Annotated in this window: 17 protein-coding genes and 1 pseudogene; 7 read left to right on the top strand and 11 right to left on the bottom strand. The window is 63.3% G+C overall.

Annotation, left to right across the window (positions count from 1 at the left end; all coding sequences use genetic code 11):
* Positions 1-97 precede the first annotated feature (97 nt).
* From CO676_RS30770 to CO676_RS30760, 3 genes are all read left to right on the top strand, one after another.
* Positions 98-3,733: a FecR domain-containing protein gene (locus tag CO676_RS30770; protein WP_097523870.1), complete on the top strand. Its 3,636-nt coding sequence runs from the start codon at positions 98-100 to the stop codon at positions 3,731-3,733.
* Complete coding sequence (locus CO676_RS30765; protein WP_097523869.1) at positions 3,733-5,754, top strand: adenylate/guanylate cyclase domain-containing protein; 2,022 nt, start codon at positions 3,733-3,735, stop codon at positions 5,752-5,754. The genes CO676_RS30770 and CO676_RS30765 overlap by 1 nt, the downstream gene beginning before the upstream one ends.
* 374 nt (positions 5,755-6,128) lie before the next feature.
* Entirely contained in the window at positions 6,129-6,575 is a 447-nt protein-coding gene (locus CO676_RS30760) for a hypothetical protein (protein ID WP_097523868.1), read from the top strand.
* Between the two features lie 84 nt (positions 6,576-6,659).
* On the opposite strand, the gene CO676_RS30755 is transcribed toward CO676_RS30760, so the two are convergent.
* From CO676_RS30755 to pcaD, 5 genes are all read right to left on the bottom strand, one after another.
* Complete coding sequence (locus CO676_RS30755; RefSeq protein ID WP_097523867.1) at positions 6,660-7,715, bottom strand: 3-carboxy-cis,cis-muconate cycloisomerase; 1,056 nt, start codon at positions 7,713-7,715, stop codon at positions 6,660-6,662.
* A 70-nt stretch (positions 7,716-7,785) separates the two neighbouring features.
* Positions 7,786-8,400 (bottom strand): protocatechuate 3,4-dioxygenase subunit alpha, encoded by a 615-nt coding sequence (pcaG, locus tag CO676_RS30750; RefSeq protein ID WP_097523866.1) that lies wholly within the window; start codon positions 8,398-8,400, stop codon positions 7,786-7,788.
* Positions 8,401-8,412: 12 nt separating this feature from the next.
* Entirely contained in the window at positions 8,413-9,162 is a 750-nt protein-coding gene (pcaH, locus tag CO676_RS30745; protein WP_097523865.1) for a protocatechuate 3,4-dioxygenase subunit beta, read from the bottom strand.
* Positions 9,163-9,164: 2 nt separating this feature from the next.
* The gene (gene pcaC, locus CO676_RS30740; RefSeq protein WP_097523878.1) at positions 9,165-9,569 is read right to left on the bottom strand and encodes a 4-carboxymuconolactone decarboxylase; all 405 of its coding nucleotides are present in this window, start codon (positions 9,567-9,569) and stop codon (positions 9,165-9,167) included.
* Between the two features lie 8 nt (positions 9,570-9,577).
* Complete coding sequence (pcaD, locus tag CO676_RS30735; RefSeq protein ID WP_097523864.1) at positions 9,578-10,390, bottom strand: 3-oxoadipate enol-lactonase; 813 nt, start codon at positions 10,388-10,390, stop codon at positions 9,578-9,580.
* A 91-nt stretch (positions 10,391-10,481) separates the two neighbouring features.
* Between pcaD and pcaQ the strand changes: the two genes are divergently transcribed.
* On the top strand, positions 10,482-11,408 hold the full coding sequence (gene pcaQ, locus CO676_RS30730; protein WP_014762363.1) for a pca operon transcription factor PcaQ: 927 nt from the start codon (positions 10,482-10,484) through the stop codon (positions 11,406-11,408).
* Here the strand turns inward: pcaQ and CO676_RS30725 are convergent.
* The 4 genes from CO676_RS30725 to CO676_RS30710 all read right to left on the bottom strand — a co-directional run bounded on the left by CO676_RS30725 (position 11,405) and on the right by CO676_RS30710 (position 17,729).
* The gene (locus tag CO676_RS30725) at positions 11,405-12,691 is read right to left on the bottom strand and encodes an MFS transporter (protein ID WP_097523863.1); all 1,287 of its coding nucleotides are present in this window, start codon (positions 12,689-12,691) and stop codon (positions 11,405-11,407) included. The genes pcaQ and CO676_RS30725 overlap by 4 nt on opposite strands.
* On the bottom strand, positions 12,691-14,844 hold the full coding sequence (locus tag CO676_RS30720) for a TonB-dependent siderophore receptor (RefSeq protein ID WP_097523862.1): 2,154 nt from the start codon (positions 14,842-14,844) through the stop codon (positions 12,691-12,693). Before CO676_RS30720 ends, CO676_RS30725 begins: the two co-directional genes overlap by 1 nt.
* Positions 14,845-15,195: 351 nt before the next feature.
* Entirely contained in the window at positions 15,196-16,941 is a 1,746-nt protein-coding gene (gene ggt, locus CO676_RS30715; RefSeq protein WP_097523861.1) for a gamma-glutamyltransferase, read from the bottom strand.
* Between the two features lie 125 nt (positions 16,942-17,066).
* Complete coding sequence (locus CO676_RS30710; protein ID WP_097523860.1) at positions 17,067-17,729, bottom strand: sulfite oxidase-like oxidoreductase; 663 nt, start codon at positions 17,727-17,729, stop codon at positions 17,067-17,069.
* 433 nt (positions 17,730-18,162) lie between these two features.
* Between CO676_RS30710 and CO676_RS30705 the strand changes: the two genes are divergently transcribed.
* Genes CO676_RS30705 through CO676_RS30695 form a run of 3 tightly spaced genes read left to right on the top strand, consistent with a single transcriptional unit; the run spans position 18,163 to position 21,896 of the window.
* On the top strand, positions 18,163-19,248 hold the full coding sequence (locus CO676_RS30705) for a glycosyltransferase (protein WP_097523859.1): 1,086 nt from the start codon (positions 18,163-18,165) through the stop codon (positions 19,246-19,248).
* Positions 19,249-19,254: 6 nt separating this feature from the next.
* Positions 19,255-20,436, top strand: coding sequence for a glycosyltransferase (locus CO676_RS30700; protein ID WP_097523858.1), 1,182 nt, complete (start codon positions 19,255-19,257; stop codon positions 20,434-20,436).
* A complete protein-coding gene (locus CO676_RS30695) occupies positions 20,433-21,896 on the top strand; it encodes a lipopolysaccharide biosynthesis protein (protein WP_097523857.1) in 1,464 nt (487 codons plus the stop codon). The genes CO676_RS30700 and CO676_RS30695 overlap by 4 nt, the downstream gene beginning before the upstream one ends.
* Here CO676_RS30695 and CO676_RS30690 read toward each other — a convergent pair.
* Complete coding sequence (locus CO676_RS30690) at positions 21,831-23,174, bottom strand: polysaccharide pyruvyl transferase family protein (protein ID WP_097523856.1); 1,344 nt, start codon at positions 23,172-23,174, stop codon at positions 21,831-21,833. The genes CO676_RS30695 and CO676_RS30690 overlap by 66 nt on opposite strands.
* A gap of 271 nt (positions 23,175-23,445) precedes the next feature.
* Positions 23,446-23,932: pseudogene (locus tag CO676_RS30685) on the bottom strand (MFS transporter); the annotation flags it as partial.

The raw sequence follows: 23,932 nt of genomic DNA, 5'->3' as shown, positions 1-23,932 counted from the left end.
ACACGCGCATCTCGATAACATATGCCCAAAACTGGGTACTTGACTTTTCTCCCCTGCAAATCCACTGGATTCACTATAACGAGGGGCATATCGCGAGATGCGGAGAAGAGTAACGGGGGCATTGCTCGGCGTGATGGCGTGCTTTGCGCCATTTTCGGCGTTCGGCGAGCCGGTTCCGCGCCCCGACCCCGTTGCCGGTTCGGTCATTGCGCGAAAATCCGGCGAAGAAGTGCGCTTCGTCGATGTCTCCAATTGGCGCTCCGTCGACATTGCGCAGGACCTCATCCCCGGCGACCTGCTGCGCACCAACGCCACCGGCTCGCTGGCCGTGCTTTTTCGCGATCGCACACAGATTCGCCTCGGGCGCAATACGGCGCTTCGCGTCAAGCAGATCGGCACGGGCGAAACCAATCTCGAACTGGAATCAGGCACGATCTGGGCCCGGGCCGAGCGCGGAGGGCAGGGCTTGGTGATCGATACGCCGGCGGCCGCCGCCGCCATCCGCGGCACGGACTGGACGCTGACCGTCGGCGCCGACGGGAAGACCTCGCTGACGGTACTCGAAGGCGTCATAGAGCTTAGCAATGCCCATGGCAGCGTGACGGTAATGCAGGGGGAAGGCGCCGTCGCCGCAATAGGCAGCGCGCCGACCAAGATCGTCATCGTGACGCCCAAGGACCGCGAACAGATGCTGTTCCATCTTGCGCTCCGCGACGCCTTCGTTCTGATGCCCGCCACAACTCTCCGCGCTCCAGACATGCGGCGCCAAAGGGAGCGGATCGAGGCGCAACCGGAAGTCTCACGCTCGGCCGAAGACTGGCTGACGCTTGCCGAGATTTACCTGTCGCTCAACGGCCGGCAAAAAGCACAAGCCGCACTTGACGCGGCGAGGCGGCGAGGCCTCGATCGCTCCCAGACCGCTCGTGCCGGGCTTGTCGATGCGCTCACCGCAGGCTCCCAGGGCCGCTACGCCGATGCGGCGAAACTCTTCGATCAAAGCGCGCGCGGGTTGGACGCCAAGCGCCGGTCAATCGCCGCTTACGGCGGATATTTTGCCCGAGCACTCGCCAATCCCGATCGGGTGGAAAACCCGCCACGCCAAGCGGTCGGAGCCTATGGCGCATTCGCAAAGGCGTTTACTGAAGGCTTTCGCACCGATGTTCGCGCCGCGGTTGAGACGCTTAGGAAGGCGGAACTGCAATACCCCGACGACCCGACCCTCCCAGCCGTGCGAGCACAATTCGCCATGTTGATCGACGATCGCGACGAAGTGCGCGATGGTATCGAAAAGGCGCTGAAGATCGATGCGGATGATCCCTACGCGCTTGAGGCCCGCGCGAAGTATCGCTTCAACATCGAGAATGATCGCGACGGTGCCCTCGCCGACCTAGAGCGTGGCCTGAAAGCGGCGCCAGGAGACCCATCAATCTGGAACTGGCTTGGTGCCGTACAGGACGAACGCGGTGACACGCGTGCTGCTGAAAACGCCGTCAAGAAGGCAATTGAGCTGGACCCCCAAGATCCCAGCTATCACGCCAACCTTGCCCTGATGTACCTGGGCGAGTTGAGGCTTGCCGAGGCAAAGCGCGAGATAGATGCGGCACTCGCCATCGACCCTTCTTTCGATCTCGTGCTCATCGCACGCGGCCGCTATCACCTGCAGAATGGAGACGTTGAGAAGGCAATTCAAGACCTGCTTGCCGGCTCGACGGCCAACCCTGCCTATTCCAATGCACAGCTGCTGCTTGCCGCAGCGCACTACGAGAAAGGCGACCGGATACCTGCGGACCAAGCGCTCGACAATGCCGACAGACTCGACCCCAACGATCCTATCGTCTCCCAGGTACGCACGATCGTTTCGATCGATGACTATGATGCCGATGCCGCCATCCGCTACGCCCAAGAAACGATGCGGCGAACCCGCGCAAAGGGTGGCGACACAGCAGCGATTGGTGCAAACCAGCAAGCGGGCTCGGCCCTTAACAACGCCTTCCGTTTGCAAGGCCTGGATGCTTGGGGGCAATATTACGGCGACGCAGTATTCGACCCCTTCTCGAGCGCCAGCTATCTGGACCAGGCAATCCGCGGCAGCGTCAATCCCTTGTTCAACGGATATAGCTTCAGCGTTAGCCCAATTACCAATGCGCAAAACCCATCGACCTTCTCGGCGCTCTTCCAAGGGCTTCTTCTCGACCCGCATTTGCTGGCTTACCGGGCACGTGCGACCGATCTTTATCGAACGCCCTTCTTCGAGATCGATCTCGGGGGCGGCCTCACCGTAGAGGACGGTAACACGGGCTGGATTGGCGAAGCCGAGATCCGGGGGTTCGCGTACTCCCCCTTCCCGGTCAGCGTCTTCGGCAATTTCCAATGGGAAGAGCCGCGCGATACGATAGACCTCGGAGGCGGGCTCGAGATGGATCGCGAAACACGGTTGATCGGCGGCACCGGCTATGTGACGGCTACTCCGACCCCCGACGACAGAGTGGTCGCCTTCTTGAACATGGCAGAGGTGGACGACAGCCGCAATATCTTCGACATTCCCCATCCGATGCTCGTCCCGTTCAACGGCGACAGCCTAAATGGCAATAATGGATCAAATCTCAACTCTGGCGTCGCTTGGAGCCACACATTCGGCTACCAGAACATTGCCAATGCCGCCTTCTTCTTCAACGACACGGAAACCGTCGAGACTTCGCGGTTGCTTTTCTCCGACATCCCCTTTCCGGATATTGAATATCTCCGGAGGGAGCAGAGACAGACGACTTACATCGGAGCTCTGAACCACCTTTACGGAGACGGTGATCTGACCTGGCGCTACGGCTTGGAGGCCGGCGCCGTAACTCAAAAGGAGAAAACCGAGTATTACAACCTTCTCCCTCCGGCGATACCATTCAGCTCCGCGACTTCATCCGCCACGGCGGGAGTGATGAAGGCCTATGTCGATGGGCTCTATGAGGTCACCCCGGACCTCAAAGTCGAGGGCGCCCTCTTTGCCCGCTACATAGAGCACGTCAATGACAACAACGTCCGGCTGGAACCGAAGCTCGGCATCGCCTGGGCACCCGCCGAGGGTCACTGGCTGAGGGCGGCCGTACAGCGCGAGGGCTATAACCTCGATGTCGCCACGCTCGCGCCAGTCGGCATAGTAGGCCTTCAGCCGAACCAGTTTCTCATCGGCGCTGGGGGTTATGCCGATACGTTCGCGTTCCGGTGGGACGCCGAATGGAATGACCGGCTCTTTACCGCTCTCGACTATCAGCACCAGGAAATCCGCGACGGTTCCATCGACTTCCCCCTCTCGACGAACGATTACGACTTCCGTAAGGCAAGGGTCGATCGCGTTGCTCTGACTGCCAACCTGGCGCTCAGCCATGGGTTCGGACTCTCTGCTACTGCCGCCCACACGCGGAGCAAGGACTTTTCGCCGGCTAACCCCGCTGGTGAACTGCCATTACTCCCGGAAAACGCCGGTCAGGTAGCACTGACCTGGGTCAACGAGGCAAACATTCGGACGATGATTGCCGCCAATTACGTGGGGACCAGGTCGCAAGGTTCGACGAGGTTGGACGACTTCTGGACCCTCGACGCATCACTCTTATGGGAGCCTTTCGACAAGCGGTTCGAGGTCGAACTCGCCGGGTTCAACCTGCTTGACGAGGAATTCGAGCTGCGCGACGGCCTTCCCGGCTGGGGCCCCACCGTCAAGGGCACCGTCAAAGTGCGGTTCTGATGCACGCCCCTCGCCCAGCGCTCACCCGTAAGCGGCTTTCCGCGATCGTCGATCGAATTCGTCACGGGCCACGCCGAGCAAAGCTTGTCGCCCTGACGGTCTTCGTGGCCGCCCTCGTCTCGCTCGCCTCGCTGACCGGCAGCTGGTCGCTCGCCGACCTGCGCGCCTACGACTACCTCTCGATCATCGGCCGCCCGCCGCTCCCCGAAAAGGGCCCCATCATCGTCGCGATCGACGAGCCGTCGATGGCGGAGATCGGCAGCCAGTGGCCCTGGCCGCGCGCCCTGCACGCCCGGCTGATCAGATCGTTGAGAAAGGCCGGCGCACGGGCGATTGCGCTCGACGTCATCTTTGCCGAGCCGGCTGTGGACCCGGAAAACGATAGGGCACTGGCCGATGCACTTGGGCCGGACGTGGTGCTTGCCGGCGACCAGACGCTCATCCAGACGCCGCAAGCCGAACAGTTCGTTCGCACCGAACCGCTCGCGCTCTTCACCGAGAAAGGCGCAAAAGTAGGCATCGCCTCGGTCAATCTCAGCGGCGACGGCACATTGCGGCAGATCCCCGCCTATCCGGACGGCTTCGCGGTGACGCTCGCGACCGTCGCAGGGGCAAATCCGCAGACGCCGCAGAGGCGGACCTTGATTCAGACCTTCGGCGCGGCCCGCACCTATCCGACCGTTTCCTACTATCAAGCGCTCGATCCCGAGAACTTTCTGCCGGAGGGCACGTTCCGCGATCGCGTCGTGATCGTCGGCTTGAGCCTGCAGAATGCTCCATCGATTGCCGATGGCGGCGCCGACGCCTTCGCAACCTCCGACACGGTCTTTTCGCGCGGCCTCGTCGCCGGAGCAGAGATCCAGGCGACCATCTACGACAATCTCATCCACGGCCTCGCGATAGAGCGAGCGGGGGCGCCGATTGCCGTATCGGCGGTGCTCCTCGCCGCGCTGGCAGCCGCGCTCGCCGTCTTCAAATCGACCAGCTGGAGGACGCTCGGCTACGGCGCCGGCGCGCTTGCGCTGATCTTCCTCGTCAGCTACGGCCTGATGCGCTTCGGTCATCTGTTCATTTCGCCACTCGGCCCCGGCCTTGCCTTTCTAAGCGTTGCGGTCGGCCAGGCGGGCATCGACTATGCCGAGGAGCGCCGGCGCCGCCGCGAGATCACCCGTGCTTTCTCGCAATATCTCTCGCCGGCGCTCGTCGAACGGCTGGCGCAGGATCCGTCGCAACTGAAGCTTGGCGGCGAAAGACGCACGCTGACGATCCTCTTCTGCGACGTTCGCGGCTTTACGACAATTTCGGAAGATATGAAGGACGACCCGGAGGGGCTGACGACCCTCATCAACCGGCTCTTGACGCCGCTGTCGGAGGCGGTGCTCAACCGAAGCGGCACGATCGACAAATATATCGGCGACTGCCTGATGGCCTTCTGGAACGCACCGCTCGACGATCCGGATCATGCCGTCCACGCCGTGCAGGCGGCGCGCGACATGCTCGCCGCGCTCGAGCAGCTGAACGTAGAACTCGAAGCCGAAGCCAAGGCGGCCGGGCGACAGCCGAAGGTGCTTCGCATCGGCATCGGCATCAATACGGGCGAATGCGTCGTCGGCAACATGGGCTCCGCCCGCCGCTTCGACTATTCGGCGCTGGGGGACGCGGTCAATCTCGCCTCCCGCCTCGAGGGCGCGTCGAAGGACTACGGCATCCCCCTGCTCCTTGGCGAACGCACGGCCGGGCTCGCCACAGCCAAGTTCCCGATCGTCGAGATCGACCGCATCACCGTCAAGGGGCGGAGCACGGTCTCGCCGGTCTTCACGCTGGCCGAGGGTGCCTCCGAAGCCTCGCTAGCCCAGCACCGCGGCTATCTAGACGCGAAATACCGCGACGCCACCGGGATCGACGCGGCCCTGCTCCATGCGCTCAAGTCGGCCCTGCCCTCGCTCGAGCACTATTACGAACGTGAGGGCGAGCGGTTGACGGCGAGGAAACGACATAGCGCGACAAACGATCCTATTTAGGCAAGGCCGCCCCCATGAGCCCACAGGATCGTAGCGTCTCCGGAACGTGATTTACAGCCATTGGTGCTGAAATATTACAAGTTGTTCATGGAGACTAATTGCCTATCCGACCACTTTCGGAGGAAGAACCCCCAAAGTCGAGAATTTCCAATATTTCTTGAAGGAGTTACACCGCGGACGTCGAAAATTTGACGGAACTTTGTCAAAGAAGGCCGTGGAAACTTTATTTATTGTTAATGTGACTTGCAGCGCCTGCAGGTCCACTCTTTACATCGAGGCTGAATACTGCCGGCGACCGAAAGGATCGCGACGCGACGGTATGAGACAGCCCCGATCGGAAGCTTCTTGCTTCCCCCGTTTCAAGGAGACGCAAAATGCGCTCGCTCATCACAACATCCGCAATCGCCGCCCTCGCTCTGTCGCTCGCCACAGGCGGCGCCTTGGCCGCCGGACGGCACGAGGGTACCACGTCGACGGGCCCCGAGAACGGCGACTACTACCAGGGAATATTCGCCAACGACGATGTTGCTCCTCCCGCCCCGGCCGCCCGGCCGATGACTTCCGTTGTCGTCGTTGAACAGCCGCGGCTCGCCAGAATCCTCCACGAACTGCGCGCCGCCAATCACCGGATGGATGCGGAGCGCACCTCGGGCAAGCTCAGCTCCGTCGCCTTCGGCAGGTTGCGCCGCGAGGAACAGAACATTCGCGCCGACGCCACCGAGGTCGCGGCGAAGCATGACGGCAGAATACCGACGTCATCCTATGCGCAGTTGCAGCGGGACGTGCACCGGCTCGACTGGAATATTGCCAGGTCGGCTTGATTGCTTAATTCCGCTGCATAATCGACGAGAATAGCAACTGCCGGACCGTTTCTCAGGAGGCGGTCCGGCACTTTTCCACCGCCCTCAAGCGGCGCCCAGACGCCGGATATTGCCGGCGAGTTCCGTGGCAAGCCTCAGTGCCGCCGCGGTTGCGCCGACGATCTGCGGCAGGAGCAGCCATTCGAGCGTCCAGGCGGAACCGGAACGCTCCTGCTCGTGCACCACGGCCTGGTGGATGCCGGAAATTTGCGTGGCATTGAAGCGCGCCAGCGTCACCAGCACCTCGGCGGCGACCGGGTTCTGCTTGTGGGCCATGGCGGAGGACGAACCGCCGCCGGCCAGCACGATCTCGTCGCCGGCCTGCGCCATCAGGGCGATGTCCTGGCCTAACTTGCCGAGACTGCCGGTGATCAGCGAAAGCAGGTGGGCGAAATCGGCGATCGCCGCGCGCTGGCTGTGCCATTGCGGACAGTCGATCAGCGCCAGTTCCTCCGCCAGCGTCGCACGGACCGCGTCCGCCTTGTCCTTGAGCTTGTCGAGCGTGCCGGCCGCACCGCCGAATTGCACGGCGAACAGGTCGATATCCATCGCGTCGAGCCGGTCCTGGTGGTCGAGCAGCGGCTCGATCCAGCTGCGCATTCGGTCCGCCACGGTGATCGGAATGGCCGCCTGCATGCGCGTGCGGCCCATCAGCGGACGCTCGCCCCATTGCTGGGCGCCTTCCTCCAACACCGCGACGATTTCGCCGAGGCGGCCGGAAAAAAGCTCGCCGATCGCCTTCAGGCGCAGCACCAGGCTGGTATCGACGACATCCTGGCTGGTGGCGCCGAAATGCACGTGCTCCGCCGCCGCTTCGCCGACGGCGCGCCGCAATTGCCGGACGAGTTCCGGCACCGCGACACCGTCAGTTGCCATTCCGCGCCGCAACGCCGCGACATCCGGGGAAAAGGCGCGGCAAGCCTCGGCGATCCGGTCGGCGGCCGCGTGCGGGATCACGCCATGTTGCGCTTCGGCCCGCGCCAGCGCCGCCTCGAAAGCCAGCATGGCGCGGATATCCGCGGCCGCGGAAAACTCCGCCGCGACCGCTTCGTCGCCAAGAAGACCGGAAAGATAGGGATGATCAAAGGCCGAATAGGTCATTCCACGTCTCCAGGATCTGGCCCTTCGGGGCGCCGACAAGCACGCGACAACGCCGATGGGTCGCCGATGATCATATGTCCAGGAAAACCGTTTCCTTCTCCCCCTGGAGATGAATGTCGAAGACATAATTAGGCGCCTGACCGCCGGCGACAAGCGTCTCGGCCCGATGGCGATGCTCGATTCGGGCAAGCAGCGGATCCTCGGCATTCGCCGCCGCCTCGTCCGGGAAGTACAGGCGCGTGTGGAGCCCGATATTGATTCCGCGCGCCACGATCCAGAAGGTGATGTGCGGCGCCATCAGGCGGCCGTCCTTGAACGGAACACGGCCGGGCTTGATGGTTTCGAACACGAAGATGCCGTCCTCGGCGCTCGTCGGGCAGCGGGCCCAGCCGGTGAAATTCGGATCGGCGGCTCCGCGCATTTCCGAAGGCGAATTGTAAAGACCGGCGGCATCCGCCTGCCAGATTTCGATCAGCGCGTCCTTGAGCGGGGCGCCCGTGCCGTCGATCACCCGACCGGTCACGGTGATGCGCTCTCCAAGCGTCTGGTCATTGACCATCGCCGACCCGAGGTCGCGTTGGTAGACGCCGGACAGTCCGCCGAAATTCGGCGTCAGGCCGATGTGGACGTAGGGTCCAGCCGTCTGCGAGGGTGTTTCCTTGAGGTAGCCCAGATCCTGTGCCATCGGTTCCCTCCCTCAATTGCCTTCCGGCCGGTTCTCGAACAACGTCGAGCGGCGGCCGCGCAGCACGATGTCGAACTTATAGGCGCGCGCATCCATCGGGATGGTGTTGGCCCAATCGAGCGGGGCGATCAATTGCTCGATGGCCCCGCGGTCGGGGATCGTGCCGACGATCGGGCACTTCCAAATCATCGGGTCCCCTTCGAAATACATCTGGGTAATCAACCGCTGGGCGAAGCCGTGACCGAAGATCGAGAAATGGATATGGGCCGGCCGCCAGTCATTGACGCCGTTCGGCCAGGGATAGGCGCCCGGCCTGATGGTCCGGAAACAGTAGTAGCCGTTCTCGTCGGTGATCGTCCGGCCACAGCCGCCGAAATTCGGATCGAGCGGCGCCAGATAGCTTTCCTTCTTGTGACGGTAGCGCCCACCGGCATTCGCCTGCCAGAATTCGAGCAACGCGCCGGCAACCGGCCGGCCGCGCTCGTCGAGTACCCGGCCGTGCACGATGATGCGTTCGCCGATCGCGCTTTCGCCGGCCTTGGCGAAATTGTGGATCAAGTCGTTGTCGAGTTCGCCAAGCACCGAATGGCCGAAGACCGGGCCGGTGATTTCAGAGATCGTGCTGTCGAGCGAAAGCAGCGCCTTCTGCGGCGAACGCAGCACCGACGTCTTGTAGCCGGGCGCGAAGGCCGGCGGATGCCAGTTCCGGTCCCGCTGGAAAAAGGCGCCCGTCTCGGGCCGGCGATTTTCTGTGTCGGACATCGTCACTCCCCCTTCGCCCTTGCGGCATCCATTTCGCCGAGGATCTGCTTGGCGATCTTGATGGCGTGATTGGCGGCCGGTACGCCGGCATAGATCGCCACATGCAGCAGCGCCTCGCAAATATCCTCGCGCGTCGCCCCGGTGTTGGCCGTGGCTCGGACATGCATCGCCACCTCCTCGTCCTGGCCGAGGGCGGCCAGCAGCGCGATGGTGACGATCGACCGCTCGCGCTTCGTCAAGGCCGGGCGCGACCAGACATGACCCCAGGCCGCCTCGGTGATCAGTTCCTGGAACGGCTGGTCGAATTCCGTCGTGGCGGACTGGGCGCGGTCGACGTGAGCGTCGCCGAGAACGGCACGGCGCGTCGCCATGCCCTGGCGGTAGCGGTCGGAGGATCTGTCAGTCATGGGCGGCATCACGCATCGGGTTTGTCTCCAGGCAATAGGGACTTGAAAAAACTCAGGAGCGTTTCGGTCAGCGCCTCCGGCTGCTCGACGCAGGGGATATGCCCGGCATCGCGAATCACCTCGAAGCGCGCGCCGGGGATGAGCCCAGCCGCCGAGCGCACCAGATCGGGCGGCGTCGAACCGTCCTGGTCGCCGACGACGCAGAGCACCGGCACGGCGATCTTCTTGGCGGCTTCGGTGTAATCGGCGTTGCTGATTGCCACGCAGGTGCCGACGTAACCCGGCACCGGCTGGCGGATCAGCATATTGCGATAACAGGCGAAGGCGACGTTCTCAGGCCGTCGAAAGGCCGGCGTGAACCAGCGCTCGAGCACCGCGTCGGCAACTGCGTCGATGCCGTGCGCCTCGATCGCCGCGATGCGGGCGTCCCACATCTCGGTCGTGCCGATCTTGTGCGCCGTATCGGCAAGCACGAGCGCCTGCACCAGATCGGGGCGGCGCTGGTAGAGCGATTGCGCGATGAGGCCGCCGACCGAAAGTCCGCAGATGATGGCGCGCTTGACGGCGAGCCGGTCGAGAAGCCCGGCGAGATCGGTCGCATGATCCTCTATCGAGTAAGGTACCTGGCCAATATCCGAAAGGCCGTGACCGCGCTTGTCATAAAGAACGATGGCATAATCATCGGAGAGGCGGGCGACGACGTCGCTCCAGATGCGGAAATCCGTGCCGAGCGAGTTGATGAAGACAAGCACCGGTTTCTCGGTAACGGCGCCGATCAACCGATAGTGGATGGCGATGTCGTTGATGCGGGTGAATTGCACGGTAGGTCTCCTCACCACCAAATTGGCCATTTCATCTGGTTAGGTAAAATGATATTTTGAGCCGATCCATTAACTCCTGAGTTATGTTTCGATGATCGACACGCGCATCAAGTTTCGTCATCTGCAGACATTTGTCGAGGTCGCACGGCAGAAGAGCGTCGTGAAGGCCGCCGATCTTCTGAACGTCACCCAGCCGGCGGTCACCAAGACGATCCGCGAGCTGGAGGAGGTCCTGGGCGTCTCGGTCTTCGAGCGCGAGGGGCGCGGCATCAAGATCACCCGCTACGGCGAGGTGTTCCTGCGCCACGCCGGCGCGGCGCTGACGGCGCTTCGGCAAGGCCTCGATTCCGTCTCGCAGGAACGCTCGGGCGATGGGCCGCCGATCCGCGTCGGCGCGTTGCCGACGGTCTCGACCCGCATCATGCCCCGCGCCATGGGGCTCTTTCTCGAGGAGAAAACCGGCGCCCGGATCAAGATCGTCACCGGCGAAAATGCAGTGCTTCTGGAGCAGCTGCGGGTCGGCGATCTCGACCTCGTCGTCGGCAGGCTCGCCGCGCCCGATCGAATGACCGGCTTTTCCTTCGAGCACCTTTATTCCGAGCAGGTGGTGTTCGCCGTGCGCGCCGGCCATCCGCTTCTTTCCGGCAAGCAGTCGATCTTCGCGCACTTAGGCGACTATCCGGTGCTGATGCCGACGCGGGCCTCGATCATCCGCCCCTTCGTCGAGCGCTTCCTGATCGCCAACGGCATTGCCGCCCTGCCGAACCAGATCGAAACCGTCTCCGATTCCTTCGGCCGTGCTTTCGTGCGCTCGAGCGACGCCATCTGGATCATCTCCAACGGCGTCGTCGCCACCGACATCGACGACGGCCTGCTCGTGGCTCTGCCGATCGACACCAGCGAGACGAAGGGACCGGTCGGCCTCACCATGCGGACCGACGCGATCCCGTCGCTGCCGCTGTCGATCCTGATGCAGACAATCCGCGAGGCAGCCGAGACGGTGACGGCCAAGGGCTAGCTGCAACGGCGTCGCGCAGGCGCGTCGTGACTCAGCCCGTGCGAGGGGACACCCGAGGCAAGAACGGTGCGGCCTCGAATCAGCAAGTAGATGGCCGGCGCTGCGGCAAAGCAGATCGCGGCGGCCGCGCCGAAATAGGCGGTGTAGCCAAGCCTCTCGGCGATCCAGCCGGCACCGACACCGCCGACCATGCTGACGAGGCTATCCATGCACTGGAAGAGGGTGAAGTCGACGCCCGCCTGTCTCGGATCCGACCAGCCCATGAATTGCGAATAGAGGGCGACGAAGCCAAGCGCCATGACGCCCGACGAAGAGAGAAGGGCGACGGCGATGACGACCGACCTCGGGACGCTGCCCGTGAAATCGAAGAATGCGAGGGCAAGAAGCATGGCGGTCTGCAGCAGAATGGCCAGTGTCAGCACAAAATTCGCGCCGAGAAGACGGACCGCCGCACCGCCGATCAGCGCCCCGGCAAGCCCTACCACCATGCTGCCGAAGCCGTTCAGAACGCCGACAGTAGAAAGGTCGAAGCCGTAGTCGATGAGGAAAGGGCCGAGCATGGAAAGCCCCCATTTCTGCGCGGCGACATAGACTGCCGCGACTACGAGGCCCTTGCGAACGGCCGGGCGCTTCAGCGCGGTGACGAGCGAAGGCGCGTGACTGCGCGTCTCGACGGCGCCTCGTGTCGCAGGCCCGAAGGCGAAAGGCAGACCGAGGAGGAAAACGACGCCTGCCATGAAAAAGACTGCGGGCGACCAGCCGTAGCAGTCGACGAGGACGAGAAAAAGCCCCGCGCCGATCGCCGAGCCGAGATAGGCGCCTCCCACCTGGGCGGTATTACCCCAGCCGTGGTGTTCCTTGGCGAGCGTCTCCACCGCATAGCCGTCGCAGGCGATGTCGACCGTCGATGTTACGAAGGCGACGAGGATGAGTGAGACCAGCACCGGCATCAGCGGCGAAAGACCGGTAAGCCCGATGACAACAAGGCCGGCGGCGCAAAGCGAACCGCCGACGGCGACGATGACGCGCGACCGGTTGCGGCCGACACGCGGCAATCGAAACCGTTCCACATAGGGCGCCCAAAGGAACTTCAGCGCCCACGGCAGCACGGTGAGATAGACGAGGCCGATCTGATCGAGGGGCAGGCCCTGGTCGCGCAGCACGGTCGGCAGGCCGAGCATGGTCAGCCCGCCAATGACGCTCTGGGCGACATAGAGGCCGCCGACCGTGAGAAAGACCACGGCCGGCGAAACGCGTGGGGAAGTAGCGTCGAGCGCCAGCATCAGAAGCGGTAGCGCACGCTGCCGACGACCTTGCGGCCTTCGTCGAAATAGCAGAAGCCGGTGGTGCATATCTGCTTCACCTCGTCCAGGAGGTTGGTGGCGTTGACCTGCAGGCGGACGCCGTCCATGGACGGATTGAGCTTTCCGAGATCGTAGCGCAGCGATGCATCGACGAAGGTGCGCGCCTCGTTGTCGAGCACCGGCGTGTTCTGGTTGTCGCCGAAGCTGGAGCCGAGATACCGGACGCCGGCGCCCATCCCCAGACCTTCCAGCGCGCCGCTCTGGAATTCGTAATCCGCCCAGAGCGAGAATGTGTGGTAGGGCGTGGAGTTCAGCTGGTTGCCCTCTGTCTCGGCAGTGAGCTTGGTGATTTTGACGTCGTTGTAGGAATAGGCGGCAATCAGGCTCAGGCCGTTGTCGAGCGAAGCGGTCGCTTCCAGTTCAAACCCGCGGGACCTCAAATCGAGCTGGCGCAGCAGGTTCACGCCGGAAGAGGTCTCGTAAACAGAGGCGTTCTCCTGGTCGATGTTGAAGAGCGACGCGGTGATCAGTGCGTTGTGATCCGGCAGCGCGTATTTGACACCGACCTCGACCTGCTCGCCGATCGTTGGCTTGGCCTGCTGCGAAGCGCCGCCGGTCGCCAGGATCACGCCCGGATTGGCGACGAAGGACGTGCCGTAGCTGATATAGGGCATGACGTTCCACGGCGTCACGTAGCCAAGCCCAATGCGCCCGGTCGTCTCGCTGTCGTCGCGCGAATAGTGCGCGAAACCGGCGGAACTATCGGTGGTGAACTCGCTGTTTAGCCAGTCGTGGCGCAGGCCCGCCATCAGCCGCCAAGCGCCATATTCGATCTGGTCTTGAGCGTAGATGCCAACCGAGTTCTGCCGCTGGGTCTCCTTGTAGGTGGTCTCCGGCGCATAGGTGAAATCGTCGGTGAAGAGGTCCGGGCCGGACCCCTGCAGCGACTTGTACTTCATATAGCTGTAGTCGACGCCGGTGATGAGCTGGTGGTCGAGCGCGCCGGTTTCGAAGTCGGTCTTGAGATAGGTGTCCGACGCAACGCCGCTGTTGTCTTCCTTCACGATGCCCGGAAAATCCGCGTAGACCCATTCCTGCTGCGTCGACAGATCCGAGAATCGCAGTTTGTGATAGAGCGTCACGTTGTCGGAAAGCGCATGCTCCAGCTCGTAGCCGATGCGCGCTTGCTCCTGGTCGAAATCGTTGAAACGCTCATCGCCGCCATAGACGGGTGTAGCGCCGATCGACGTGCCGGCCGGGCCGTACCGGTTGATGTAGCCCCAGGTGCCGCCCGTCGTCGAATCCATGTACTCGCCGAGCACGGTCAGCTTCGTGCCCTCGTCCGGCTGCCAGGTCATGGCAGGGGCAATGAAGAGACGGTCGTCCTTGATGGCGCTGATCTCGCTGCGTGCATCGCGGGCAAGACCGGTCAGGCGGTAGAGCACCGTGTTCTCCGCATCGATCGGACCCGAGAAATCGAACGCGCCCTGCACGCGGCCGTAGGAGCCATACTGCATCTCGACCTCGCGGAACTGTTCCTCCGTCGGCCGCTTCGAGATGATGTCGACGATACCGGCGGAGCTGCTCGCGCCATAGATCGATCCTGCCGGACCGCGCAGGATGCTGATCGCCTCGACGCCATAGGGTTCCAGGCGGAAGAGGCCGTTCGGGCTGCTGATCTGCCGCAGACCGTCACGGAAGATACCGGTATAGGTGAGGTCGATGCCGCGCACCTTGAAGGCGTCGAAGCGGGGTTCGGCGCCGTACTGGCCGATTCGCACGCCGGGCGTGTAGCTCACCGCCTCGCTGAGGTTCTGCGGCTTGCGGTCGTCGAGCTGCTTGCGGCTGACTGTGGACATCGATTGGGGAGTCTCGGCTACCGGCGTATCGGTCTTGGTGGCCGTGCGGCCGGACTTGGCGACATAGCCCTCCGTCTCGACGACACCCTCCACGCCCTCGGTGCCTTCGCCACCTTGGACGACCAGCGTCTGCAGCGCCGTCGCGCCATCGCTCGCGGCCGCAGGCGAGGCGGTCTGCGCCTGCGCGAAAGCGATGCCGAAGAGCGTTGATGCGCCTGCAAGCGCAGTGGTTGCGGCGAGCCTCCGTACGCCCCTGAGTGATGTCGATGTCATGGTGGCCCCTTTCCGAATTCCAGGCACGCGCCTGCCCATCGTCCGCCTGGATGTCCCCCGAGACGGCCGCGCAAGCATTGTTGAGTAAATAATTCATGTTTCCGATAAGAGAAAACCGCCCGCCATGCAATGCCGGATTTCGAAAAACCTCAATGGAAATTGGGGGGAGAATCGCTGCGTCGCGACTGTCACGCACACCGGTGCCACGCCACAGCTTGCAGGTCGTCGGAAGGCAGAGGCTTCGCGCCTCAATCCGCCCGAGGTGGTGAATCGGAGCGGCAGGGCTGCCGGCTACGGATTTCGCGCCCGGACCGACGCGTGCCTGCCCGGGCCACGCTTGAAGGCAGCCGGCTAATACCCCCTCGCCGCGCCAGCGCCGATGCGGCTGTCGGCGGCGCCGTTGTAGCGGGCGCCGCCGCCGGCCCCGATCTCGCCCATACTCTCGCCGCCGACGAGGATACCGGTCGCCTGTCCCCAGATCGTCCAGTTCTCGTCGATCTTGACGTCGTGGCCCATAGCCGAGAGCAGCTTCAGTGTGTCGGGCGAAAGCGCATAGGGCTCCATGAATACCTTGTCCGGCAGCCATTGGTGGTGGAGGCGCGGCGCGTCGACCGCTTCCTGGATATTCATGCCGTGATCGATGACGTTGAGGATCGCCTCCAGCGTGATGGTGATGATGCGTGCGCCACCGGGACTGCCGATCACCATGAAGGGCTTGCCGTCCTTGGAAATGATCGTCGGGCTCATCGAGGAAAGCGGCGTCTTGCCGGGCGCGATCGCATTCGCCTCGCCCTGCACGAGGCCGTAGAGATTGGGCGCGCCGGGCTTGGCGGTGAAGTCGTCCATCTCGTTGTTGAGAAGGATTCCGGTTCCAGGCGCCACTACGCCGGCGCCGAACGAGCCGTTCAGCGTATAGGTGACGGCGACCGCATTTCCCTCGTCGTCGATGATGGAATAGTGCGTCGTTTCCTTGCTTTCGCCGAAACCCGCCGGCATCAGCACCTCAGAGACGCCGGCCTTGAACGGGTCGATCTTGTCACGGATCTCCTTGGCATAGGCCTTGTCGACCAACTTGGCGACGGGGTTCTCGACGAAGTCGGGGTCGCCGAGCGCCGTGTTGCGATCGACATAGGCATGCCGCATCGCCTCGATCATCGCATGCACCGTCTCGGCCGAGCCGTAGCCGAGATAGGAGAGCGGATAGCCTTCGAGGATGTTGAGGATCTCGCAGATGATCACGCCCCCCGAGGAAGGCGGCGGCGAGGAGACGATGTCGTAGCCGCGGTAATTGCACTTCACCGGCTCCAACTCGCGCACTTGATATTGCTCGAAATCCTTCTTGGCGAGGATGCCGCCCTTCTCCGCGCTCGCCTTGACGATCTGATCGGCGATCGCGCCCTTGTAGAAGGCGTCCGGCCCCTTCTCGGCGATGCTCGCAAGCGAGGCGGCGAGATCGGCTTGGACCAGCCTGTCGCCGACCGCAAAGGACTTGCCGTCAGGCTTGAGGAAGATTGCCGCCGCGGCCGGGTCCTTGGCCAGCCGCTCGGTTTTGCCGATGAAGGAATCGACATCGCCCTGCTCCAGCTCGAAACCTTCGCGCGCCAGCGTTATCGCCGGCTCGATGAGCTCCTTCAGCGGCCGCGTGCCGTAGCGGCTGCGGGCGACCTCGAAGCCCGCCACCGGACCCGGCACGCCGACGGCGAGATAGCCGTCGGTGCTCCGGCCCTTGACGAGGCTACCCTTGTCGTCAAGGTACATCGTCTTCGTCGCGGCAAGCGGAGCGCGCTCGCGGAAATCGAGAAAGGTCGTCTTTCCGTCCTTGAAACGGATGGTCATGAAGCCACCGCCGCCGATATTGCCGGCGGTCGGATAAACGACGGCCAGCGCATAGCCGACGGCGACTGCCGCATCGACCGCATTGCCGCCCTTCTTGAGGACTTCGACACCGATGTCGGAGGCGAGATGCTGGGCGGTGACCACCATGCCATGCTCGGCCTTGACGGGCTCTGGGGAAGCGGCGCGGCCCATCTGCGGCGAGACCGTACCGCATGCGAGAAACAGGGCAAAGGACAGGCTCCTCAAGGCGGAACTGCGCATGCTTTCCTCCTGGATTGGCGTGGGACTACGGAAAAAGCGCGGAGTTGTCCGCCTGCGTCCCGCTTGCCCAACTATTGGGCTATTCGATGATGAAGTGTAGCATCAGGCGTTGCAGTCAAGTCCCCTCAATCGCCGGAATACCGTTCCTCGAGCCAGGGATCGCCGCGCATGTGGTAGCCGTTCCGCTCCCAGAATCCGGCCGTGTCGCGGCTGCGAAAATCGATGCGGGTCAACCATTTGGCGCTTTTCCAGAGATAAAGATGCGGCACGACGAGGCGCATCGGCCCGCCATGCGACCGGGTGATCGGCGCACCTTCCCAGGTCGTCGCAAGGATTGCGTCTTCGGCGGCGAAATCGGCGAGCGGCAGGTTGGTCGAATAGCCGTCGAAGCTCGTCAGCATGACGTATTCCGCCTCCGTCTTCGGCATCACCCGGTCGAGAAGGTCGCGCGTAGAGACCCCCTGCCAGCGATTGTCGTAGCGCGACCAGGTCGTCACGCAATGAATGTCGGAGAGGGTTTCGCTCTGCGGCAGCGATTGGAAGGCCGCCCAGTCGAGCGAAAGCGGGTGTTCGACCGCCCCGGTCACGTCGAGCCGCCACCTCTCGATGGCGATATGCGGCTGCTGCCCGAGATCGAGAACCGGCCAGTCCTTGACGAGGTGCTGGCCGGGCGGCAGGCGCTCGGTTTCGGGGCGCGCCACCCGTCCGGTCAGGAACTTGCCGGCCGCCGCCCAGCGTCGTTTTGTAGAGGTGAGTTTCGTCTCCGGTACCGGTTCGTCATTGTCCATGATGCACCCGCCGTCGCTTCCTCAAGTTGTGGCCGATTTGAGGCCCGAAATGCCGCCGCGTCAAGCAAGCCTTTCAGGCCAAATCGGCATCTACGCCTTTCGAGCTAAACCAAATGGGCGAGGCTTGGTTGACTATCGGCTTCGCCCATGACAGTCTTTGTTGCAGTGCAGCAAACCGCTTTGTCGCACGGTCACCCTGCTTGGTGGAGGTTCACTCTCTTGCGGCCGGATGAACAGCCTTCCAAATCCCTGGCTACGCCCGCGTCGGCCCTGCGGCCATCGCTCAGGCACGCCCCGAAATCGCAGGTTGCGCCGACCCGGCGCCGAGCGACCCAACAATTGCCGTCATTCTGGAGTTGATGCCTTTCGCCTCGCCCGTTCGGGTGGAGCGCCAGCGGTCACGACGAAACGTCTCTATGAAGGAGAACAGCGTATGAAGGTTCTGTTTGCCGGCGGAAACGGATATTATCCCGAATTCAGCGGCGGCGTTCAGTCGAGCACGCACCACCTCGTCCAGCAATTGCGCGAGCGTGGTCACGAGGCGGGGGTCCTGGCGGCTCTGTTCGGCGATGGCGTGTTCGGCTTCAAGCAGCGTGTCAAGCTTAAGTTGTCCGGAGAGCGCGGCGTGATGGACAGCTTTCCCGGCTATCCCGTCGTTCGCGCCTGGCACCCGTGGGAAGCGGCGGCCTTCGCCGTGAAGAAGCTGCAGCCCGACGTCGCCGTTGTGCAGTGCCACAAATCCGTGCCGATCGGCAAGGCATTGCAGGTCCATAATGTGCCGCTGGTGATCTACCTGCGAAACGTCGAGTTTCACGAGCTCGCCGGCGATTTGCGCGAACTGACCTCTGCCTCCTACATCGCCAATTCGGAATTCACCGCCCGGGCCTACAAGGAGAAATTCGGCATTGATTCGGTAGTGATCCCGCCGACGATCAACCCCGAAACCTACACGACCCGGACGACACGCGACTATGTGACCTTCATCAACCCATATAAGGAGAAGGGATTCGAGCTGGCGGTGCGGATCGCCGGACAATGCCCGGACATTCCCTTCCTCTTCGTCGAAAGCTGGAAGCTTTCCGACGACCACCGGGCGGAAATCGAGAAGATCATTGCGCCCTTGAAGAATGTGCGGCTGGAAAGCCGCACCAGCGACATGAAGACCGTCTACGGCCGAACGAAGATCCTGCTTGCGCCGAGCAAATGGGAAGAGGCCTGGGGACGGGTGGCGTCCGAGGCCCATTGCAGCGGCATTCCGGTCGTCGGCTCGCGGCGCGGAGGATTGCCGGAGGCAATCGGCGAAGGCGGTATCGTTCTCGACTATGATGCGCCGCTCGAAGATTGGACTGGTGCCATCGGGCGCCTCTGGAGCGACGATGGCGAATATCAGCGGCTGTCGCAGGCCGCCTCGGTTTTCGCCACGCGGCCGCTCATGCAGCCCACCCGGCAATTTGCGGCCTTCCTCGAGGTGCTCGAACGCGCCGCCGCGAGCCGCCCCGCTCAACTCAAGGCCTCTTGAGACGGCATGCGGGTCGGATTCGTCGTCGGTCAGTTTCCGATGCTTTCGGAAACCTTCGTCATCGGCCAGATGGCCGGCCTGTTGCGGCGCGGCTTCGAGGTCGACGTCGTCTGCAACGGCATCTCGGATTACAATTTTGCGGATCGCCAGCAGGAACCGCTTGCGACCCTGCTCGCACGAACACGTGACTGGTGGGGCCCGGCCGCGCGCCTTCGTCCGGCCATAGGCCGGCTGCCGCCGAAGCTCTACGACAAGGCCTCCACCGCGCTCGACATCTCATCGGTCGCCAGACTGAATCAATGCGACGTCATCGTCGCCCATTTCGGCCATAATGGAGCCCGCGCCGCGCGCCTCAAGAAATGGAAACGGCTCGCCCCGCCGATCGTGACGATCTTCCACGGCTATGACGTCGGCGTGCCGCTCAAGGAGCGAGGTCTCGACCGCTATAACGACCTGTTCGAGCAGGGCGCACTCAACCTGACGGTAAACGACTATTTTCGCCGCGTGCTCATCCAGGCGGGGGCGCCGGAGGCGAAGGTCGCCGTCCACCATATGGGGATCGACCTCAAGAAGATCCCCTATGAATGGAAATCCTGGCGCGGCGCGACGCTGCAATTGGTTTCCGTTTGCCGGCTGGCGGAGAAGAAGGGCGTGGAATTCGCGCTTCGGGCGCTGGCCTGGCTACACGCGGACGCGCCGGCACTCGACTGGCACTACAGGATCATTGGCGACGGCCCGCTCCGGCCGCAGCTCGAAGCGCTTGCCTCCGAACTCGGTATCGCCGGGCAGGTCTCCTTCCTCGGCAGCCTCCCTCACCAGGAGGTCAAGGAATGGCTGCGGCGCTCGCACGCCTTCGTCCTGCCGAGCGTCACCGCCCCGAACGGCGACGTCGAGGGCATACCGGTGGCGCTAATGGAGGCGATGGCCGCCGGGCTGACGGTGGTGAGTTCCACCCATTCGGGAATTCCCGAACTGATCGAGGACCGGAAGACGGGCTTTCTCGCCGCCGAAAGGGACGTCGAGACGCTGGCGAACCGGCTGCGCTTCATCGCCGAGCACCCGGACGACTGCGAGCGCATCGCTGCGGAGGCCAGACGAAAAGTCGGGGCCGAGTTCGACATGGAGGCCCTCGACGATGATTTCGCCGCAATCCTTAGTCGATTCTCCAGATCGAGGCTTGCTGCTTGAATAAAGAAAACATTCAGTTCGGCCGCGTCGCCCTTCGCGGCGGGCTGGTGACCGGCGGCGCACAGGTCGTGCGCATGGTCATCCAGTTCGTCTCGGTCGTCGTGCTCGCCCGCTTGCTGGCGCCGGAGGATTTCGGCCTCGTCGCCTCGGTGAGCCCCATCGTCGCCTTCGTCGGGCTCTTCCAGAATCTCGGCCTGCAGCAGGCGGTCATCCAGCGCAAGGAGATCGGCGAAAGAGAGCTCAACCAGGTCTTCTGGATCAGCACCCTCGTCGGCCTCGTCTGCACCCTCGTGGTCGTCGCCCTTTCGCCCGCCGTGGCCGCCTTCTACAGCGACCAGCGGATGACGGCGATCGCCATTGCCGCGGCGCTGCCGCTGCTGCTCGGCAGCCTCGCAGCCCTGCCGCTCGCGCTCATGAACCGGCATCTCAAGTTCGGGCAATTGGCGCTCAACGACGTCTATGCGGCGGTCGTGGGGCTGCTGGTCACCGCCACGGCCGCCTATTTCGGCATGGGCTACTGGTCGCTGGTGATCGGCCCGGCGGCGTCGGCCGCCGTAGCGCTTCTTGCGGCCTGGTGGGCGACGCGATGGATGCCCGGCCGGCCGGCGTTCAGGATCGACCGCGACATCATCTCCTTCGGCGCCAATCTCACTGGCTTCAATCTTGTCAATTTCTTCTCGCGCAATCTCGACAACATCCTGATCGGCAAGTTCTCCGGACCGGTCGAGCTCGGTTACTACGACCGCGCCTACAAGCTCCTGCTCTTCCCGCTGCAGAACATCACCCAGCCTTTGTCGCGCGTGATGATCCCGCTGATGAGCCGCATCCAGGAGGACAAGGCGCGCTTTCGCGATATCTATCTGCGCACCAACTGGCTGCTGGCCGCGGTCACCATGCCCGGTATTGCGGCACTGACCTTGGCCGCAAAGCCGACCGTCAGCATCCTTTTCGGTGAGCAATGGCTACCGGTCGCGCCGATCTTCGCTTGGCTGGGGGTCGCCAGCCTCATGCAGCCGGTTTCGAGCACCACCGGCTGGATCTTCATCTGCCAGGGCGAGACGAAGACGATGTTCCGCTGGGGGATCTATTCGTCGCTGACGACGGTGCTTTCCTTCGTCGTCGGCCTGCAATGGGGCGCGATCGGTGTCGCAGCCGCCTATGCGATCAGCGGCTACGTCCTGCGCGTCCCGGTGCTTGCCTGGCTCCTGCAGCGGGTCGGGCCGGTCTCGGCCAAGGACTTCCTTCTCGTCCAGGGTCTCTTTCTCATCTCGGCGCTCGCCGCCTGGATCTGCTACCGGCTGCTGCCGGACGTCCTGACCGGCAGCTCCGACTTCCTCGCCCTCGCCTCGGCGGTCTGCCTCAACTACGGGCTGGCGCTCCTGTTCGCGCTGGCCTTACGCCCGCCGCGCCAGGTCCTGTTCGACATCCTCTCGAAGGGGCTTGGAGCCCTTCGCCGATGAGTTGGCGATCAGCGGGCGGATAAGATCCGCCGCCGACATCGCCGAGGCATGTTCCTCGAGCACGGCCTTGAGGCTGACCTCACGATAGCGGTCGAGATTGCCAGCGAAGCGATCGAGCTTGCCGAGCGCCTCCTCCGGCGTCACCGTATCGATATCGAGCAGCACGTCCTCGACGCCGATGCGCTTGGCAACTTCCTTCGTCTTGAACTCGTAGGCGATCGGCAGCACCGGCGTGCCGACGCAAAGCGACATGATCATCATGTGCATGCGGGTCGCCACCACGAAATCGAGCTCCTTCGCGATTGCCATCAGCTGTTCCGGCGTGTGGAACGCCGCATCGACGGTGACGTGCTTGGCAATCTCGGGCGCCAGGCCGGAGAGGATCAGGCTGGCCGTCTTCGAATCGTCATGCGCATATTCCGCCACGCCCTGGCAGGTCGAAATGAAGGTGACCTGCTTGCCATGGTCGCGCACCAGCTGCGTGGCGATGTCGCGCACCGATTCGATGTAGCGGCCCATGCCGCCGTCGCCACCCTGGACGTAGTGCCAATGCCGCACGGAAATGCCGACGCGGCCCGTGGGCGCCGGCCGGCCGATCGTCAGCAACGCCTTGATCCGCTCCACATCGGCGAGCGCAAAGACGGAATCGGCCACCACATGGCACTTCGAGGGATCGTCGACGAGATCGAGGATGTGGTCGCGCGAACGCACGTCGCGCAACAGGATCAGCGGGCTGCGGGCGAAAATCGGCGGCAGGTTCCGGCGGTTGTAGGGCTTGGCGAAAGGTCCGAGCGACTGCGTGAAGAAGATCGTCCTCTTGCCGAGCATCTCCGCAAGCTTGAACTGGTTGATGCGCCGCTCGAGCGAATAGTTTTCGACGAGATAGGTGCCGCCGGTGGTGATCACCATATCGGCGTCCCTGTACAGCGCCAGGCTCTCTCGATCGGTGTCGCTGAAGAAACGCCTGTCGAGATAGTTGCCGCTGCCGAGATGACGCAATGCCTGGAAGACGGCCTGGTTATAGACCTGCTTCAAGGCATTCTTGACAGTATTGTCGTCATACTTGTACTTGAAGATCGATTCGGACGGCAGTTTCCGAAGCTCGATGTCCGGATACTGTTCCTTCGGATACAGTCGCGCGGCGACTTCCGGCTGGCTGTCGAACACCAGGAACTCTAGCTCCTCGTTCGCTATCGATTTCAGGATGTGCCTGATTGCCAATAGAATGGCCGCGTCGCCGGTGTTCAAGCAGACGGTATTTTCGACTACAACTTTCATGTTCAGTCATCCCCGTGTGTAAAGCCTTGCAGACATGGGAGGAATGTCGCCGGCTTGCAGCTTGCGAGAGGTATCGTCCGCATCCCACGGACAACCCGCAATAGCGTTCTGTCGCGAAGTTTTGGTGAATTCATGGCCGTTCGACGAGACGTCGTTCAATTGCCGGGACGACGGCGGTGGGATGGCGCCAATAGCGACCCTCCGTGCGGTCGATACGCGGCTTTCCGTATCGACCCAAATCCGCCCGAAGGACGCATTGGAGTATCCGCTCTTACGCGACCGCTCCTTGCTCTTGAGCAGCCGGCGCAGCCCGCATTTTCGCATACCGGGACAGCGCGATCTTGATTGCGACGAGGATGGGCGCGGCTATGACAAACAGCAGCGCGACAGCGTTGAACGCCGTGTCGAAGGCAATCACGGTGGACTGACCTGTCACGACCCGGCCGAGAAGGCTGGTCGCTGCCCGGCCAGCGGCCGCGGCGTCCATGCCTTTGGCCGTCAGCATCGCGGTCGTGGTCGTCAGCCGCTCGATGACCGCGGGGCCCCCTGCGGTGACGTTGGCACCGAGGACCGCGACATTGGCGACGACATTATGGTCGATCAGCGTCTGGAGTGCGGCCACTCCGATAAGCCCGCCCAGCTGACGGCCGGTATTGAACAGGCCGATGCCGGAGGCGAGATTTCGGTTGTTGAGGTTGCCGAAAGCGATCAGCGTGATCGACAGAAACAGGAAGCCAAGGCCGAGGCCGCGCAGCAGG

The sequence above is a fragment of the Sinorhizobium sp. BJ1 genome (genome assembly GCF_002531555.1).
GTDB classification, from domain to species: domain Bacteria; phylum Pseudomonadota; class Alphaproteobacteria; order Rhizobiales; family Rhizobiaceae; genus Sinorhizobium; species Sinorhizobium fredii_B.
This window is presented reverse-complemented; position numbering and strand designations above follow the sequence as displayed.